This is a genomic window from Latilactobacillus fragifolii, from assembly GCF_905332535.1.
Lineage (GTDB): Bacteria > Bacillota > Bacilli > Lactobacillales > Lactobacillaceae > Latilactobacillus > Latilactobacillus fragifolii.
Genome location: NZ_CAJOCF010000001.1, coordinates 212424 through 228499, shown reverse-complemented (window position 1 = coordinate 228499; position 16076 = coordinate 212424). Strand labels below are relative to the sequence as shown.

The window sequence follows — 16076 nt, the reverse complement described above, 5'->3', positions numbered from 1 at the left end:
GAATCGCCCCCTATTTGCTTTCGTCGTCAGTCAATTTGATATCCAAACCTAGTTCATCACGAATACCGACATAACCTTCGTTTTCTAAACGTTGCGCCAATGAAGCGTCACCAGTCGTGACAATTTTACCGCCCATCATGATGTGCACGTAATCTGGCACAATGTAGTTTAAGAGCCGTTGATAGTGCGTGATGATTAATGCGCCAAAATTAGCTCCGCGCATTTCGTTAACTCCTTTAGAAACAACCTGCAATGCATCAATGTCGAGTCCGGAATCAATTTCATCTAAGATGGCGAATTTAGGTTCAATCATCATCAATTGAAGGATTTCATTGCGTTTCTTTTCCCCACCAGAAAAGCCTTCGTTTAAGTAGCGTTCTGACATTTCTTCTGTCATGTCCAAAAATGCCATCCGTTGATCTAATTTTTTCAAGAAAGCCATCACTGAGATCTGATCATCTTCAGCGCGACGTGCATTGATGGCAGCGCGCATGAATTCTGCGTTTGTTACCCCTTGAATTTCAGCCGGATATTGCATCGCCAAAAATAACCCAGCACGTGCGCGTTCATCAACTGGCATTTCTAAAATATTTTGACCATCTAATTTGATCTGGCCTTGCAATACTTCATACTTGGGATTGCCCATAATCGTTTCTGAAAGCGTCGACTTCCCAGTCCCGTTAGGTCCCATGATCGCGTGAATTTCACCCGTATTCATTTCCAGGTTAACGCCCTTTAAAATTTCCTTACCGTCGATGCCGACGTGCAAATCGATAATCTCTAATTTAGACATAGATGACCCTCCAAGAATCGCATTCTAGCAATTATTATACGCTCTTAATTCTATGCTAATTGAGAACTGTTTTCAATGCTAGAATGCACGAAAAAAGACCACGCGATTGCCGTGATCTTTATAAACCGATTTCCATGGAAAATCGATTAAAATTACTCATTGATTTGATACTCTTCTAAAACTCATGCCAGTATGCGTATATCGACTTGCATGTTGAACTACTCATTGATTTGATACTCTTCTAAAACTTGTGCGTTAATCGTTGCCGCGATTAGCGCGTTGAACTACTCATTGATTTGATACTCTTCTAAAACCGAACACAAGGCAGAACAAACAGTGCTAGAGTTGAACTACTCATTGATTTGATACTCTTCTAAAACAATGATTGTCCTAGCACTGGGGGCACAATTGTTGAACTACTCATTGATTTGATACTCTTCTAAAACTATAGTTGACGAACGACAACGTTACGTCCCGTTGAACTACTCATTGATTTGATACTCTTCTAAAACTTATGATTCAGATTTAATCAATTACATTCAGTTGAACTACTCATTGATTTGATACTCTTCTAAAACTAGAAAGTTTTGTTCTTCAATTGGCGCATAGTTGAACTACTCATTGATTTGATACTCTTCTAAAACCAAAACCAAAGCTCAAATGGAAAGGAGAAAGTTGAACTACTCATTGATTTGATACTCTTCTAAAACACATTTGTAATTCTGGGCTTAAGTTCTTAGGTTGAACTACTCATTGATTTGATACTCTTCTAAAACTCGATAGCGTCTAACTTCTCGTTGAGACCGGTTGAACTACTCATTGATTTGATACTCTTCTAAAACGAACCAATCATGATTAGCGTCAGCAGGGATGTTGAACTACTCATTGATTTGATACTCTTCTAAAACTATAGTTGTCGAACAACAACGTTACGTCCCGTTGAACTACTCATTGATTTGATACTCTTCTAAAACCGTGACGGCAAAGTACAATTCAATCACACAGTTGAACTACTCATTGATTTGATACTCTTCTAAAACTACATTTACAACATTTTTTAAAGATGAATCGTTGAACTACTCATTGATTTGATACTCTTCTAAAACTCCCGTTTGACTATAAATATAATCTAAAAAGTTGAACTACTCATTGATTTGATACTCTTCTAAAACATCAACACGGCGAGTTAGATCAATCGTATTGTTGAACTACTCATTGATTTGATACTCTTCTAAAACTGTCATCATTGATTACATCCAGCTTAGACAGTTGAACTACTCATTGATTTGATACTCTTCTAAAACTTAGCCGTAATTCAACTGGATTGCCCTGTTTGTTGAACTACTCATTGATTTGATACTCTTCTAAAACTGCAACTCTTGTTTTGATTTTTTTGCAAAAGTTGAACTACTCATTGATTTGATACTCTTCTAAAACCCATAGCATGAAGATTGATGCAACAAATGAGTTGAACTACTCATTGATTTGATACTCTTCTAAAACATAAATCTCTGTACGCATCAACCATGTGAGGTTGAACTACTCATTGATTTGATACTCTTCTAAAACAACCGCGCCGTTTCGCTTTCAATTCCCATCGTTGAACTACTCATTGATTTGATACTCTTCTAAAACCTAACGTGAAATCTTTAACCACTTTTGATAGTTGAACTACTCATTGATTTGATACTCTTCTAAAACTATTCAATCATCTCATCAATTTCAGCGGGTGTTGAACTACTCATTGATTTGATACTCTTCTAAAACAAAAATTAATGATTGGATTGATGAAGGTGGGTTGAACTACTCATTGATTTGATACTCTTCTAAAACTGTGAGGTGATTAATATGCAAGCAATCGAAGTTGAACTACTCATTGATTTGATACTCTTCTAAAACGCGCGTTAACGTATAATTCTTAATGTAAGAGTTGAACTACTCATTGATTTGATACTCTTCTAAAACCAGTTAACAAAAATAGCGGTGTGACTGACAGTTGAACTACTCATTGATTTGATACTCTTCTAAAACAGGCGACATTGATTATGCAGACAGATTAACGTTGAACTACTCATTGATTTGATACTCTTCTAAAACCTGAAAGAGGAATTTTGCCGGAAACAGAAAGTTGAACTACTCATTGATTTGATACTCTTCTAAAACATGAAGTATAGCCGACATCGAGATTTCAAAGTTGAACTACTCATTGATTTGATACTCTTCTAAAACCCAGTTCGTATCGCTCCTAATGTCACTCAAGTTGAACTACTCATTGATTTGATACTCTTCTAAAACTGCAAATCAGCCAGCAAGACTTGCACTTGCGTTGAACTACTCATTGATTTGATACTCTTCTAAAACTAGAGTGCCTTCATTTTTTCGCTATACTCGGTTGAACTACTCATTGATTTGATACTCTTCTAAAACGTATGGGGCCTTTTGGGCTAGTTGTAACTGGTTGAACTACTCATTGATTTGATACTCTTCTAAAACTGTGGTTGAGCCGTTCGTAACGGAGATAGAGTTGAACTACTCATTGATTTGATACTCTTCTAAAACCGTCGTTTTTTCATCAGAATCTCATTCTATTCATAGCGCCATTCAACATAATCATTATCGATGTGATAATAACAACATTTCTGGTACTGTTCAAATTTAGCCTCTTCTGAAAATTCGATGAGAAAGAGTTTCACATTCAATGTCGCCACCAACCTCACCAATTCATTAAACTGGTTGATACTGAGATAGTGCGAAACGTTGATCAACGTGATAATTTTTGTTTCATTTAACTCAACTGCTGTCTGTACTATACTTTCAATTATACCATATGGGTCATGTTGGACGACAGTCGAAAATTGTAAATTATAGAACTTAATCATTCTTTGAAGATCCCATTGCTGGTCAATATCAAGAGTAAGTTCATACATAAAGGCGGCATCTAAAATTGTCGAACGAATTTCACTATCTAGTTGAGCTAACTTTTGCCGATGTTGATCCGTTAAATCGGCGGCCATTTTTTTAATCAATCGATTCTGAAATAGACGATTCAAATTAATTGCTGCCACATCGCCACCCCAAATGACAGCTTTCGAATAATCCATTAGTTCGTATTGATCATTGCTAAATTGAACGGTCTCTTGTACCCCGGACATCCCAGCAATCAGCTTGGTATACACCTCTGGATGACTTGTACTACAAACCGTTATGGTCTTATTCTGAACTTTAAAAGATTGGTATGGATAAAAAGTAATGTTCATAAAATTAACGTCCTTTCGGCAGAATTACGGACATCATCACTCGATTCGCCCACTAAGAAATGCATTTTATTATATTGTTGCTCAGTAACCATCAATGTCTGCACCAACCCAGCTGGCGGTGTAAAACTAGCAATGCGATTTTCGATAAACTGTGCTGATTGTTTGCTAACACAAACTCGGACATAAACAGAGTATTGAATCATTAAAAAACCTTCATTGAGTAACGCTTTTCTAAAATGACGATACGCTTTACGGTCTGCGCTCGTTTCGACTGGTAAATCAAACATGACTAATAAGCGCATTATTCGGTACCTCATGAGTCATTACCACCTTTACTTCAAACGTTTCTTTCGGCATTGTCATAAATTTCAAACAATTCTGCACATGTTTAGTAAGCGCATTTCTCAGAATCGTTGTCTGTCCGTTGTATTCTAATTCAAGATTCAATAATTCCACTAAACCGAATTTAATATCGGGCGTTAATTCATTAAAGGTCTGATGTGCAACCCAATAATCAATTACTGGTCGAAAGGGTTCCATTAAATCAGAGCCTAAATTAAAATCGCTGCCACTATTATGATGATGGATGCCGAATTGTGTTAAATAACCATTACAAACAATTTCGCGGTTAACGGCTGATAGCAACAAACTATAACCATAATTAAGGGCAGCATTAATGGGACTGTAATCCGTTCGCACGAAGTCTTTATCAAAAACTAACTGAAAGTATTTTCGTGCAATAACGGCTTCCCGATTTGTTCGATCAGCAAACACCATGGCATCAGCTTCGGTTATGAGCGGTTCAACAGCCTTTCCTAGCAGTTGGGCACATTGAATCTGCATCGCGATTTTGGCTTGAATAATCGCATGCCATAACCTTTCTTTCAACTCTGTTTCCCATTCAACTTGTTGTTGAATCGATGCAAGACTACGATTTCCTGGATAATCCGCAATTGTCTCACAAGTTGGATTACCATCTTTGCCCGTAAAAATAATTTTAGCACCAGCTTCACTTAATTCAGTAATCGCTGTTGCGGTTAGCACCGCCTGCGTTGTCGCAACTAACAAAATCTGAATATCATCAATCGGTACTTGATGCGTTGCATCTTTGGTTTGGACGACAATTTTTCGTCCTGAATAAGAAACTTTTGCATGTTGTGAAATCACAACTGTTCGCCAACTCATAAAAAAATTCCCCCTACATCCTTGTTTTCAAAATAATGATATGCTATAATGCTTTTGTTGAGCTTGATACACTCAATCGAAATACTCATTGATTTGATACTCTGTGTTAAAATCAAACAAGGTCTTTGGACCAAGTTTTCTATTCTGAGCCTCTTATGAGGCCTTTTTTTATGCCTTTAAACTCAAAAAGCTAGCCCATCATTACACTAATGACAGGCTAGCTTTATTTGTTTATAAATCCTTTAAAGCTACACGTCGTTCGAATAAACCAGTTGGAGATTGATAAATAATTTGGGTATCGGGTGATAGCGTAACTCCTGAGGGTTGCTGTAGCATTCCAAATGGAGTGGTTATTTTCAGTACTTTAAGATCACTCATTGCTGCATTTGCATGCAACCCAATTAACATTCTGTCTAAGATGGCTTGCTGACCAACCTGTACCATCTTATTGCCATCCCACTGACTCTTCCATGGCAACTTCATGAAGGCCGTTTTACCCGCTAATAATTTAGCTCTGAATTGATTTGTATCATATAGCGGGAAGTAATGCATCACTTGATCTAAAATCTCATCATAAACTTTTTCGGCAAGTTCTTCAGACTGCGCTAATGGCAATTCACCATTTAACAATTTGACGGCTGTTTTGTCGAGAATCAGTTCCTGCTCATTGTGTTTATAAGTTGCCGAGCCTAATGTCAATTCTTGTCCATTATCGAAGAAACGCTGATTGATTAAAATGTGCGGTGCGATGACTTCGAATTCTTCTACAACTTCAATAATATTTCCCTTTTGCTTCTTTGTTTTTGTAAATTGCGGTTTAAGTTTTTGTTTTAAGAAGGCCTTTTGGGAATTTTCATCGGTTAGTTGTTTAAGCGCCGTTAACCAACTGGTTTCAACACCGCATACTTTATATAAATCACCTTTTTTATTTTTAATGCGTACAATACACATGTAAGCAACGGTCTTACCTGAGTACCCCCCATAAAGGGCAGTTGGGCGATCTTTTTTGGCAGGAATCAGTTGCTTGCTGCCTTGACCACTGGCTTTATCCTCTTTAGCGGCATAGAGCGTTTGATTAAATAATGCGCCCGCGTTCTCGTGCACTTCGCGGGTCACTAAGATCTTCTTAAATTGATATATTTTATTCAAGTAAGCCAGTCCGGATGCTTTGTGCCAGATAACCTCTTTTGTATGTTCATCAATCAATTCATCTTTTTTGAGCCCACTTAAGAAATTAAAGTTACGCCATTTATCTTGTTGGCTCGATTTTTGATAAGCGCCATATACAAAATAAGGTTTTAATTTAGGATAACGTTTTAACAAATATAAACCAACAAAAGCGGTTAAATAAGCATCGAATGCATGATGATGGTTATTTAAATTACGGTTCTTCGGAAAATCAAATTCTGTCCGCATTTGATGTGTTAGACCACTTTTAACTGCAATCAGTTCAATATTATCTTCACCATATTGCTCGATTAATAAGTTGGTTGCTAGTTTAATGACTTGGCGAGTTTCCACTAATTGCCGATTGATAAAACCATTCATTGTATATTTACTGATATGGTCAGGATTTAACATTAAATTATCATATTTCTTCTTAGTTATTAAACCTGCTTTGAGCATCATTTCCCAATGGGCCTGCATTTTTGCTCCTAATTTGACCCCAGTAAAGTCTAACGGCACTTGATCTGACTTGCTACGGTTCATCTTAGCGGATACTAATACTCGGTTATCTAAGGAATTATCCTTCACAAATGATTGTGGCAAGATGTGATCAATATCATAAGTTGACAACCGATCAATGTTTAACGGTTCGCCTGTGTAAACATCAATCCCCCCTTGCATAAAGTACAAGAATAAACGGGTATTACTTAATGCAGTATTCGATAAATCCTTAAGTTCATTTTTAATAGCAACATCGTTTAGCAATTCGTTACTGATATTTTTGTAGACTTGTTCAACTTGGCGTTTACGTTGAACTGAAAGACGCGGATTCACTTCATCCTCGCGCGCAAATTCAATCAAAATTTTTTCTGGTGCTTGGCCTTTCATGGCTTTTTGAATGTCATTTACTACAAGCAGAATTTGGCGGAGCGCTTTTTTATTCTGTGGTGACGTGTATAAATCGTTGATGACATCTTGCACATCATTTTCAGCTAACACCATTTGATTGGCTTCAGTAATTAACTTATCAAAGTCCTCCGAGTGAACAATCCGCATGAAGTTATCTGTTGTATCCCAGAGTAAATCCATGATACGTTGACCATTCGCATTAACAATTTGGGTCAATAATTTAGCTGATAGTCGCCCCCAACCACGATAGCGTTTAGTAGCTAGTTGCGCCCGTTGTTGTTCTGTTAACCATGCAATCTCATTCAATTTAGCACTATAAATTTTGCCGTCTTCAAAAATCGTTGACCATTCAATACATTTTTCTAAATCGGCTTGTTTATCAATATTATTAACTGTATCGCCAACAATCGCCTTTAAGTCATGATATGTGCTCAAACGACTATTAAATTTATTTTGATCAGCTAATCCTGTGATTTCAGGGCGACTAGCAAACCACCCCTTCGCAACTAAATAATCTTGCACATTTTTGACCGTAACGCTATTTTGTTGCATAAATAAATCATTGAAGATTGCTTGCTTAAGCTCATTGGTAATCGGTTGGTCATCAATTTTAAGCCCATTTAATTCGTTTAATACTTCAAACCGTTGATAAATTAAGCTTTGCTTTGGTAATACATCTTCGGCCAATAAATAAGTGTCGGTAGTTGTCATGCGCTTAATAAACTCATTCGCTGAAGCTTGCCGGTCCACTTTATCATCGAAATTCCATGGTGTAATGCGGCCTTCAGCCTTACGAATCATCCATGCAAATTTGGCCTTTGAACTTTGTTGTTGTTGCTCAGCTGTAATAAGGGGCCCAACGTAATATGGTACTCTAAACGCCACTAATTCATCTAATTTGTACTTAGCAACGGTTTGTCGCTTCGGATTTGGATTGAGTTCTGCCAACCATGGATAATATTGCTGTTGGTTTTCGATAATCCGGTCTAATTCCTGTTGATGTAACTGGTGTGGAATCGCCCCATTGTCCTTAGTGCGTTGTTTCGGCATAAATTGATCAAGATCAATCAATTTTTGAATGGCTAATACGAGCGGCTGCTCTGAATAATTCTTTAAGGCTTTTGTGACGTCGGCATAAAAATCTTCCTTCGAATAGGCCTTCGTATTTTCTTGACCATCGATATACTGATCATAAGCCTTCTTTAGTTTTTGTTGGTCTGCTGTTGCTAGATCATCCCGCACTTTCTTTAACATTTTTAACTGTTCTTTATGCTCGTCATATTTTATGATCATCGCTTGTGACAATGATTGGTTTTCGGGAACAATTCCGGCCAGTAAGATTCCCGAATAAAGTTCCTGCAAAATACCAATAATTTCCCGAGCATTGTCATCAAGACTACTTTCGAGCTTAGCCAATTCTTCATCAAAGTTTTCAGCGTTAAAAGTCATTGTCCATGCTTTAACATCTTCAGCTTCAATCCCAGTAATCACGTTAAACTTCGCTTTTAATCCTAAGATGGCTTTTAATATTTCAGTTGCAATGGCCTTCCGTTGCTTCTCAGTCGACTTATCCGAACTTGGCGTATATAGCTTTGGTAGTGCTTTGCGTTGGCGATTGCTAGCACTTTGTTGATTATCCATTAAAAGATCCTTAATGGCTACCAATTCATCGGTCTTTAATTGAAAGCCGGACTCGCTAAATAAGTCAGCAAAAATAGTATTTAACCGATCAAAATGCTCTGCTAAATTAATTTCGCTACTTTTAAATGAGGCAACCGGCGCTTCGTTCAAGAAGTGCCCCCGATACTTCACAATATGGTGCATCGCTAAATAAATCTCACGAATATCAAACTGGCGCTTTTCAGTCATCAACTGATATCGCAAGTGGTAAATTGTCGGATATTGCTGATAAAAATCGGCATCCGGACGATCATTAAATAAACTCGTTTGCGGATATAATTTACGCTGATCTTTGGGACTTAAATTTGATTGCTTTTGCCGTAAGAAAAAAGTGCTATCAATCGGCGTGATATAGGGTTCAAAGATTTCTCTTAATAATCCCAAGCGCCACTTACGCCGCTTTAACCGCCGCCGTGTTGTTCTAAAACTACGGCGCTCAGCAGCAGTTTGGCCTTCATCATATAAGCGAACGCCATAACCATACTTTCCTTTAACACTGACTAGCTTACTTTGATCATCAACAATCGCCCAACCAATTGAATTGGTCCCAATATCTAGACCAATATTATACGGACGTTTCATACATACTCCCCCTAGTAATAATATACAATGTCAGTATATCCAATTTTGAACGACTTTTCCAATTAAATTAAAAATAATACAAATATGGTCAAAAAAAGACAAGCCTTTACTTGGCTTGTCTTTTTGCCTATTTAACTGGTAACACTGCCCCATGCCATTGATGCTTAATCCATTCTTGTGTTGACTTTGATTTGAGCGCTTTAACGAGCTTCTTGATTGCTGGATTATTACGGTCTTTTTGCTTTGTCACAACAATGTTGGCAAATGGTGATGATTGCTTTTCAAGGGCCACAGCATTTTTTTCGGGATTGAGTCCGGCTTGAACGGCATAGTTTGAGTTAATCGCGACTAATGTGCCTTCATCATTTTTCAAGAGTTCCGGCATTAATTTAGGTTCAAACGTGTATTCAAACTTGAGATGCTTTGGGTTGCTGGCAATGTCTTTAAACGTTGCATTCTCTGCATTCACACCTGATTTTAAGGTGATTAAGCCGCCGTCTTTTAGAATCGTTAAGACGCGGCCCCAGTCAGGTTGGCTGCTTGAGACCAAGACTTTAGCACCCGATTTCACATCACTTAATTTCTTAACTTGTTTACTGTACAAGCCAAGTGGTTCTAAATGAATGCTGCCGGCACTGACCAAGTTGTAGCCGTTGTTTTTGTTTGCTTTTTTCAAGAACGGTTTATGTTGATAGTAGTTGGCATCCAATTCACCACTTGCCAAGGCTTTATTAGGTAATACATAGTCATTAAAGACTTTTATCTGGAGGTTAACCCCTTCTTTTTTCAATTCAGGTTGAACATACTTCAAGATAGCGGCATGTGGAATCGCTGAGGCACCGACAACAATTGTATTGCGCTTCGACTTGGCCTGTTGGTTGCCACAAGCGGCAAGTGCGCCCCCTAATAAGCAAATGGCTACTAATAATCCTAAACGACTTTTTTTCATGAGAGTACCTCCTTTAATTTAACGATGATCAATGTGTTGAACAACAAGGTCGCCTGTTTTTTGACAAACAAACACGATGATTAAAATAATGACAGTTGCGACTAATGTAATCGCGTTTTGGTTAGCTTGGAAGCCGTCTTGATAAGCAAGATTGCCAAGACCACCGGCACCAATCACACCCGCCATTGCGGTATAACCAACAAGTGAGATTGCAGTGACCGTTAAACCGGAGACAAGCGCTGGCATACTTTCTGGCAACAATACTTGCCAGACGATTTGGGCTTTTGAAGCGCCCATTGAACGAGTTGCTTCAAGCACCCCGCCATCCACTTCACGAAAAGCTGATTCAACTAGTCGCGCATAAAATGGTGCGGCTGACACGATTAGTGCTGGAATAGCCGCTTTCGGACCAATCATTGTCCCCATCACCCCTTTGGTTAATGGAATCAATAAAACGATTAAAATAATGAACGGAATTGACCGAAAGATATTGACGAACAAAGCCACAACACCATTCAAAATGCGGCTTACGCGGCCACCACCGGTGTTAGTTTGATAAAGGATTAACCCAAGGGCTAATCCTAAGATGGCCACTAATAAAACACTAACAATCGTTAACCAAACTGTTTCAAAAGTTGCTTGCCACATACTCGGCCAATTCACTTGCTTAAATTGAAAATAGGATTGAAATCCGTTTACGTTATCCATGACGTACCACCTCAACTTCGATTGTTTGTTGTGCTAACTCTGCAAGCACCGCTTTTAAATCACTCGGATTGGCTTGAATTTGAATGTATAAATAGCCAAGTGCCCCATTGATGGTTTGTTGTAAGCTCCCACTGATGACACTAATTTCAACGGCTGGATATTGTCGCATCAATCGGCCAATCACCGGTTGGCTTGCTTGGGATTCATTAAAACGCAGTTGCACGATTGTCCCATTTGGCACCCGTTCGAGCAGTTGATTGATCGAAGCAGCCGTTTCACTCGATGTCACGACCAATAATTCAGCAACAAATGCCTTAGTCGCAGCTGCTTGTGGTCTTTCGAAGATTTCATGCACAGTCCCTTCTTCGATTAACCGACCGCTTTCCATAACGGCCATCCGTTGACAAATTCGCCGAACAGCATCCATTTCGTGTGTGACAAGGACGATTGTAATCCCCATCTCCCGATTAATCTGAGCTAGTAACGTTAATATTGAATTGGTCGTTTTCGGATCTAAAGCGCTCGTTGCTTCATCACACAATAAAATTTTCGGATCACTAATCAATGCCCGTGCAATTGCCACCCGTTGTTTCTGCCCACCAGATAACTCACTTGGATAAGCCGTTTCTAAATGGGTCAATTCAACAACTTTTAATAATTCACGGGCCTTTGCTTGGCGTTGTGCTTTGGGAACGCCAACCAGTTTTAGTGGTAACATAACATTTTCTAGGACAGTCTTTGACCAGAGTAGGTTAAAATGTTGAAAAATCATCCCGATCTTTTGCCGAATCGGTCGCATTGCTTGTTCACTCAACCCCACAATTGATTGGCCCTCAACGAGGACATCCCCAGTGGTTGGCTTTTCTAGTCCATTTAAGAGGCGAATTAACGTACTCTTCCCAGCACCAGAATACCCGATAATACCATAGATTTCGCCGGCTTCAATGTTCAAGGATACATCGGTTAATGCGGCGAATGTTTTTTGTTCACGGATAAAGTTTTTCCCTACTTGTTTTAATTGCAACATCCTAATCGCTCCCTCTTCTTTAAAAATGCCAAAAAAAAATCCTTCCTCTCAAATCAATGAGAGAAAGGACGCTAAATGCGTGTTACCACCTTAATTCACGATTACCTCACAGTAATCGCCTTACAAAGTACCAAATTGATACTCGTTCGCTATATCGGGCAACCCCCGCACTCAGCTCAGTTAAACCTTACCAAATGAATTGCTCAAAGACCATATTCATCTAGTGTTCACATTATCCGCTTACACCTGTCCGGACTCTCTTAAAATGCTACTAACTAAATTACTCATCTTTTCATCGCTTGTATTAAGTAGTACCTATCATAATTAAAGTTCCATTAAAAGTCAAGCAAGACTATTTAAAAAAACAAATTATTGTTTAAGTTATTACCTAGTCAACCCGAATATCAGCAATCCACGCATCTTTTTCGTTATCTGCATTTAATAATCCCGGATTGTCCGCTAATAATGTGTTGACGTTTACTAACTCACCAGCTAATGGACTGTCAAAATCTTGGACCATCTTCTCAGCTTCAATAGCCACCAAGGTTTCATTGACCGTTAATTTTTGCCCAACACTTGGCACATCAACAAACTTGATTGATCCAAACTCATTTTGAGCGGCTTTAGTGATTCCAATTCTTCTGATTGAGGCTGCAATTTCCTCTGTCCAAAAATAATCATTATTTTCCATCGTCATCCGTCTTTCACTCCTAGAAAGTATCTTCAGCTTCACTGAACATGTAACTCTTATAATGGTAACGCATCGACATGATAAACCCAACGCCAATTAGGTTCCCCAACAACGATGAACCCCCTTGCGAGATAAACGGCAATGGAATCCCGGTCAATGGTAATAAACCAACGCTCATCCCAATGTTTTCGAAAACATGGAATAAGATCATCATAATGACCCCCGTTGATACATATGCATAAAATTCATTCTTCGTGTCGAATGTGACCCGAATCATTTGGTAAATCAACAAGAAGTACAAAAGGATGACAAAACATGAACCGATAAAGCCAAAGTTTTCACCAATGACAGAAAAAATCATATCGGATTCACGCACTGGCACGTGGACTTGGACTTGATTGAAGCCTTTACCGAATAACTGACCAGAACCAATTGCTTTTAAGCTCTGTGATAATTGTAAACTAGTACTAGCAGTATTATCGAATGGATGCAACCAAGCATCAATTCGATTAAATTGGTACGTTTTAAAACCCAGATGCGTCAAGATAGCACGGCCAGGGGTCGTCGCCGCTAGCGTGAGGGCTGTCCCCCCAACAGCGACTAAGACTGCAATCGCAGGTCCTAAAATTTTCCAAGTCACACCTGAAACTAGGATGATGCCCCCCAAGATAGCAACAAACACTAATAAGGTCCCAAAGTCATTTTGTAATTTCAATAGAACCATCACCGGGAGGGTCCATAGTAACATTCGTCCAAGTAATATCCAGTCAGTCTTAATCGTATGTTCTGGATAAGCCGTATTGTGTTGTGTAACAACTCTCCCTAACATTAAGATATACGCCGGCTTCATAACTTCAGACGGTTGAAATGAGATTGGCCCAAGTGAAAACCAACTCTTTGCCCCAGTTTGCAAGGCCACTGCCCGGTTATAAAAGATTAAAACGGCAATCAGGAGGAATATTCCTAACCCATAAGCCAGTGGCGCAATCCGCCATAATTGTTCTGAATCAAACTGCATAATGGCGACGATTGCAATGCCACCAATCACGTACCACGCCGCTTGCATAATGACAGCTCGGGTCGAACTAGCACCTGACGTATCATGGGTCGTCGCCACATAAATCGACATCAAGCCAATCAATGCTAGCATAAAGACTGAAAAGACGATTCCATAATCAACTCGTGAGGAATCTTCTGTTGTTTCTACTTCCTTTGGCATGCTAAGTCTCCTTCAATCAATTCTGCTCTCATTATATAAATAACCCGGCCAGAATTCCGCCGGGTTACTGTAATTCTAATTAATTCTTAAGAATTAACCTTGGTGTAAATGGTACTCCCGTAGTAATTCGTTAACTGCATCGTCGTGTGTCTTAGTAATAATACTTTGACCAGTCCCTTCAACAGTTGCTTCAAAACGTTTCTTAACGCTATCTTCTATGATAACACCAATTTCATTTTTACCGACCATGACGCTCGTCATTTCTTGGCCGTTACGCTTGATATCATCAATGGTGACAGTAATTTTTTGTTCTTTTTTTGACATAGTTATGTTGAACCCCTCACTTCTTAAACTTACTTTTGTGTTTCGTCTTGCTGTCGATTGCGCAAAACGGTGAAATGTTCTGGTACTGGATCGTATCCGCCCCTTATAAACGGATGACACCGCAATATGCGACCAATGCCCATCATTAATCCTAAAATAGCACCGTGTTTTTGAATCGCTTGAATCATGTAACTCGAGCACGTTGGGTAATATCGGCAACTCGGTGGCAATAATGGTGAAATTCCCGCTTGATAGAAACGTATCAGCCCAATTAATATTTTCCGCAATTTATCTGCCTCACTTTAGCGTATGCTACTGTAAGAAATTAATAATATGACTCCACGTGCTCGGCAAGAAAACGGCCAATGGATTCTGGCCACCAATTGCAAAACCAATCATCTGCCCCACTAATAACGCAACAATTATGAGCACGATAACTAACAAAATTTTCTTTAAAACGGGTTTAACGTGTTCTTCAAAATTTGATTGATACACACAATCACAATCCTTCTTTAATAGAATGCGGCTTAGTAAGCGCGTTTATGTTCAATATTATCTAGTAAGATACCTGTCCCTAAAGCCACAGCATCCATTGGATTTTCTGCTAAAACGACTGGGACCTTTAAATGTTCAGAGAACAAGCTGGCGATATTACGTAATAAAGCACCGCCACCCGTTAACATAATACCACGATCAATAATATCAGCTGATAATTCGGGGGGTGTCCCTTCTAATACCTCTTTAGCAGCTGCAATGATTTCCATCATTGTTTCATGTAAAGCTGATTCAACTTCATCCGCGCTAATTGAGACAGATTGTGGCAAACCACTGACCATGTCTCGCCCGCGAACTTCAATTGATTCACTAGGATCGGCATGCCAAACGTTACCAATGGTTAACTTAATTGTTTCAGCTGTATGTTCACCGATTAATAGATTATGTTTCTTCTTAACGTATGCGGCAATTTCACTATTCATCTTATCGCCTGCAAGACGCAATGAACGACTTGTGACTACTTCACCCATTGAAAGTACAGCAACATCACTAGTCCCACCACCGATATCAATCACCATATTACCGCGTGGTTGGAAAATATCCATGCCAGCCCCAACAGCTGCCACTTTCGGTTCTAATTCCAAGAAGACTTTACCACCGCCTGATTTTTCGGCAGCTTCAACAATTGCTTTTTGTTCAATCGATGTAATATTCGTTGGACAACAAATCAAAATATTCGGTTTTGATAGGAAGCCCTTTACATTTAATTTATTAATAAAATACGCTAACATTTCTTCTGTAATGTCGAAATCAGCGATAACCCCATCCTTTAATGGACGAACAGCGTGAATGTTACCAGGTGTCCGGCCAACCATCCGATACGCTTCTGAGCCAACCGCTAAAACTTTTTTAGTTTGGGTATCAATCGCAACAACTGAAGGTTCGTTTAGGACAATGCCTTTTCCTTTAACGTTAATTAAGACGTTGGCAGTTCCCAAGTCAATCCCGATATCTTTAGCCATTTAGTGTTGCTCCTTCCGAGAACTATATTCAGTAAAACATTATACCATAAGACAGATACCTTTAGTAT

Annotated in this window: 14 protein-coding genes, 1 CRISPR repeat array and 1 other annotated feature; all 14 genes read right to left on the bottom strand. The window is 39.0% G+C overall.

Annotated elements, in window-relative coordinates; translation table 11 throughout:
* Positions 1-10: 10 nt before the first annotated feature.
* The 14 genes from sufC to mreB all read right to left on the bottom strand — a co-directional run bounded on the left by sufC (position 11) and on the right by mreB (position 16008).
* Positions 11-793 carry a Fe-S cluster assembly ATPase SufC gene (gene sufC / locus J7Q78_RS01060; protein WP_208422514.1) on the bottom strand — a complete coding sequence of 261 codons (783 nt, stop codon included), beginning with the start codon at positions 791-793 and terminating at the stop codon, positions 11-13.
* Between the two features lie 146 nt (positions 794-939).
* A CRISPR array of direct repeats spans positions 940-3352; the repeat unit is 36 nt; unit sequence GTTGAACTACTCATTGATTTGATACTCTTCTAAAAC.
* A 26-nt stretch (positions 3353-3378) separates the two neighbouring features.
* Complete coding sequence (gene csn2, locus J7Q78_RS01055; RefSeq protein ID WP_208422515.1) at positions 3379-4050, bottom strand: type II-A CRISPR-associated protein Csn2; 672 nt, start codon at positions 4048-4050, stop codon at positions 3379-3381.
* Positions 4047-4352: a CRISPR-associated endonuclease Cas2 gene (gene cas2 / locus J7Q78_RS01050; RefSeq protein ID WP_235688025.1), complete on the bottom strand. Its 306-nt coding sequence runs from the start codon at positions 4350-4352 to the stop codon at positions 4047-4049. The genes csn2 and cas2 overlap by 4 nt, the downstream gene beginning before the upstream one ends.
* Complete coding sequence (gene cas1, locus J7Q78_RS01045) at positions 4330-5235, bottom strand: type II CRISPR-associated endonuclease Cas1 (protein WP_208422516.1); 906 nt, start codon at positions 5233-5235, stop codon at positions 4330-4332. The genes cas2 and cas1 overlap by 23 nt, the downstream gene beginning before the upstream one ends.
* 231 nt (positions 5236-5466) lie before the next feature.
* The gene (cas9, locus tag J7Q78_RS01040) at positions 5467-9573 is read right to left on the bottom strand and encodes a type II CRISPR RNA-guided endonuclease Cas9 (protein WP_208422517.1); all 4107 of its coding nucleotides are present in this window, start codon (positions 9571-9573) and stop codon (positions 5467-5469) included.
* A gap of 127 nt (positions 9574-9700) precedes the next feature.
* Positions 9701-10522 (bottom strand): MetQ/NlpA family ABC transporter substrate-binding protein, encoded by an 822-nt coding sequence (locus J7Q78_RS01035; RefSeq protein ID WP_208422518.1) that lies wholly within the window; start codon positions 10520-10522, stop codon positions 9701-9703.
* Positions 10523-10540: 18 nt separating this feature from the next.
* Positions 10541-11230: a methionine ABC transporter permease gene (locus J7Q78_RS01030; RefSeq protein ID WP_208422519.1), complete on the bottom strand. Its 690-nt coding sequence runs from the start codon at positions 11228-11230 to the stop codon at positions 10541-10543.
* Positions 11223-12257 carry a methionine ABC transporter ATP-binding protein gene (locus J7Q78_RS01025; protein ID WP_208422520.1) on the bottom strand — a complete coding sequence of 345 codons (1035 nt, stop codon included), beginning with the start codon at positions 12255-12257 and terminating at the stop codon, positions 11223-11225. The genes J7Q78_RS01030 and J7Q78_RS01025 overlap by 8 nt, the downstream gene beginning before the upstream one ends.
* Positions 12258-12318: 61 nt before the next feature.
* Positions 12319-12562, bottom strand: a binding site (T-box leader).
* An 83-nt stretch (positions 12563-12645) separates the two neighbouring features.
* A complete protein-coding gene (locus J7Q78_RS01020; RefSeq protein WP_208422521.1) occupies positions 12646-12954 on the bottom strand; it encodes a glycine cleavage system protein H in 309 nt (102 codons plus the stop codon).
* A 13-nt stretch (positions 12955-12967) separates the two neighbouring features.
* Positions 12968-14167, bottom strand: coding sequence for an FtsW/RodA/SpoVE family cell cycle protein (locus J7Q78_RS01015; protein WP_208422522.1), 1200 nt, complete (start codon positions 14165-14167; stop codon positions 12968-12970).
* A 93-nt stretch (positions 14168-14260) separates the two neighbouring features.
* Positions 14261-14491: a DUF2969 domain-containing protein gene (locus tag J7Q78_RS01010; protein WP_208422523.1), complete on the bottom strand. Its 231-nt coding sequence runs from the start codon at positions 14489-14491 to the stop codon at positions 14261-14263.
* Between the two features lie 29 nt (positions 14492-14520).
* Positions 14521-14778 (bottom strand): membrane protein insertion efficiency factor YidD, encoded by a 258-nt coding sequence (yidD, locus tag J7Q78_RS01005; protein WP_208422524.1) that lies wholly within the window; start codon positions 14776-14778, stop codon positions 14521-14523.
* 25 nt (positions 14779-14803) lie between these two features.
* Entirely contained in the window at positions 14804-14986 is a 183-nt protein-coding gene (locus J7Q78_RS01000; protein WP_154241847.1) for a DNA-directed RNA polymerase subunit beta, read from the bottom strand.
* A 32-nt stretch (positions 14987-15018) separates the two neighbouring features.
* Positions 15019-16008: a rod shape-determining protein gene (mreB, locus tag J7Q78_RS00995; RefSeq protein ID WP_154241846.1), complete on the bottom strand. Its 990-nt coding sequence runs from the start codon at positions 16006-16008 to the stop codon at positions 15019-15021.
* Positions 16009-16076 lie beyond the last annotated feature (68 nt).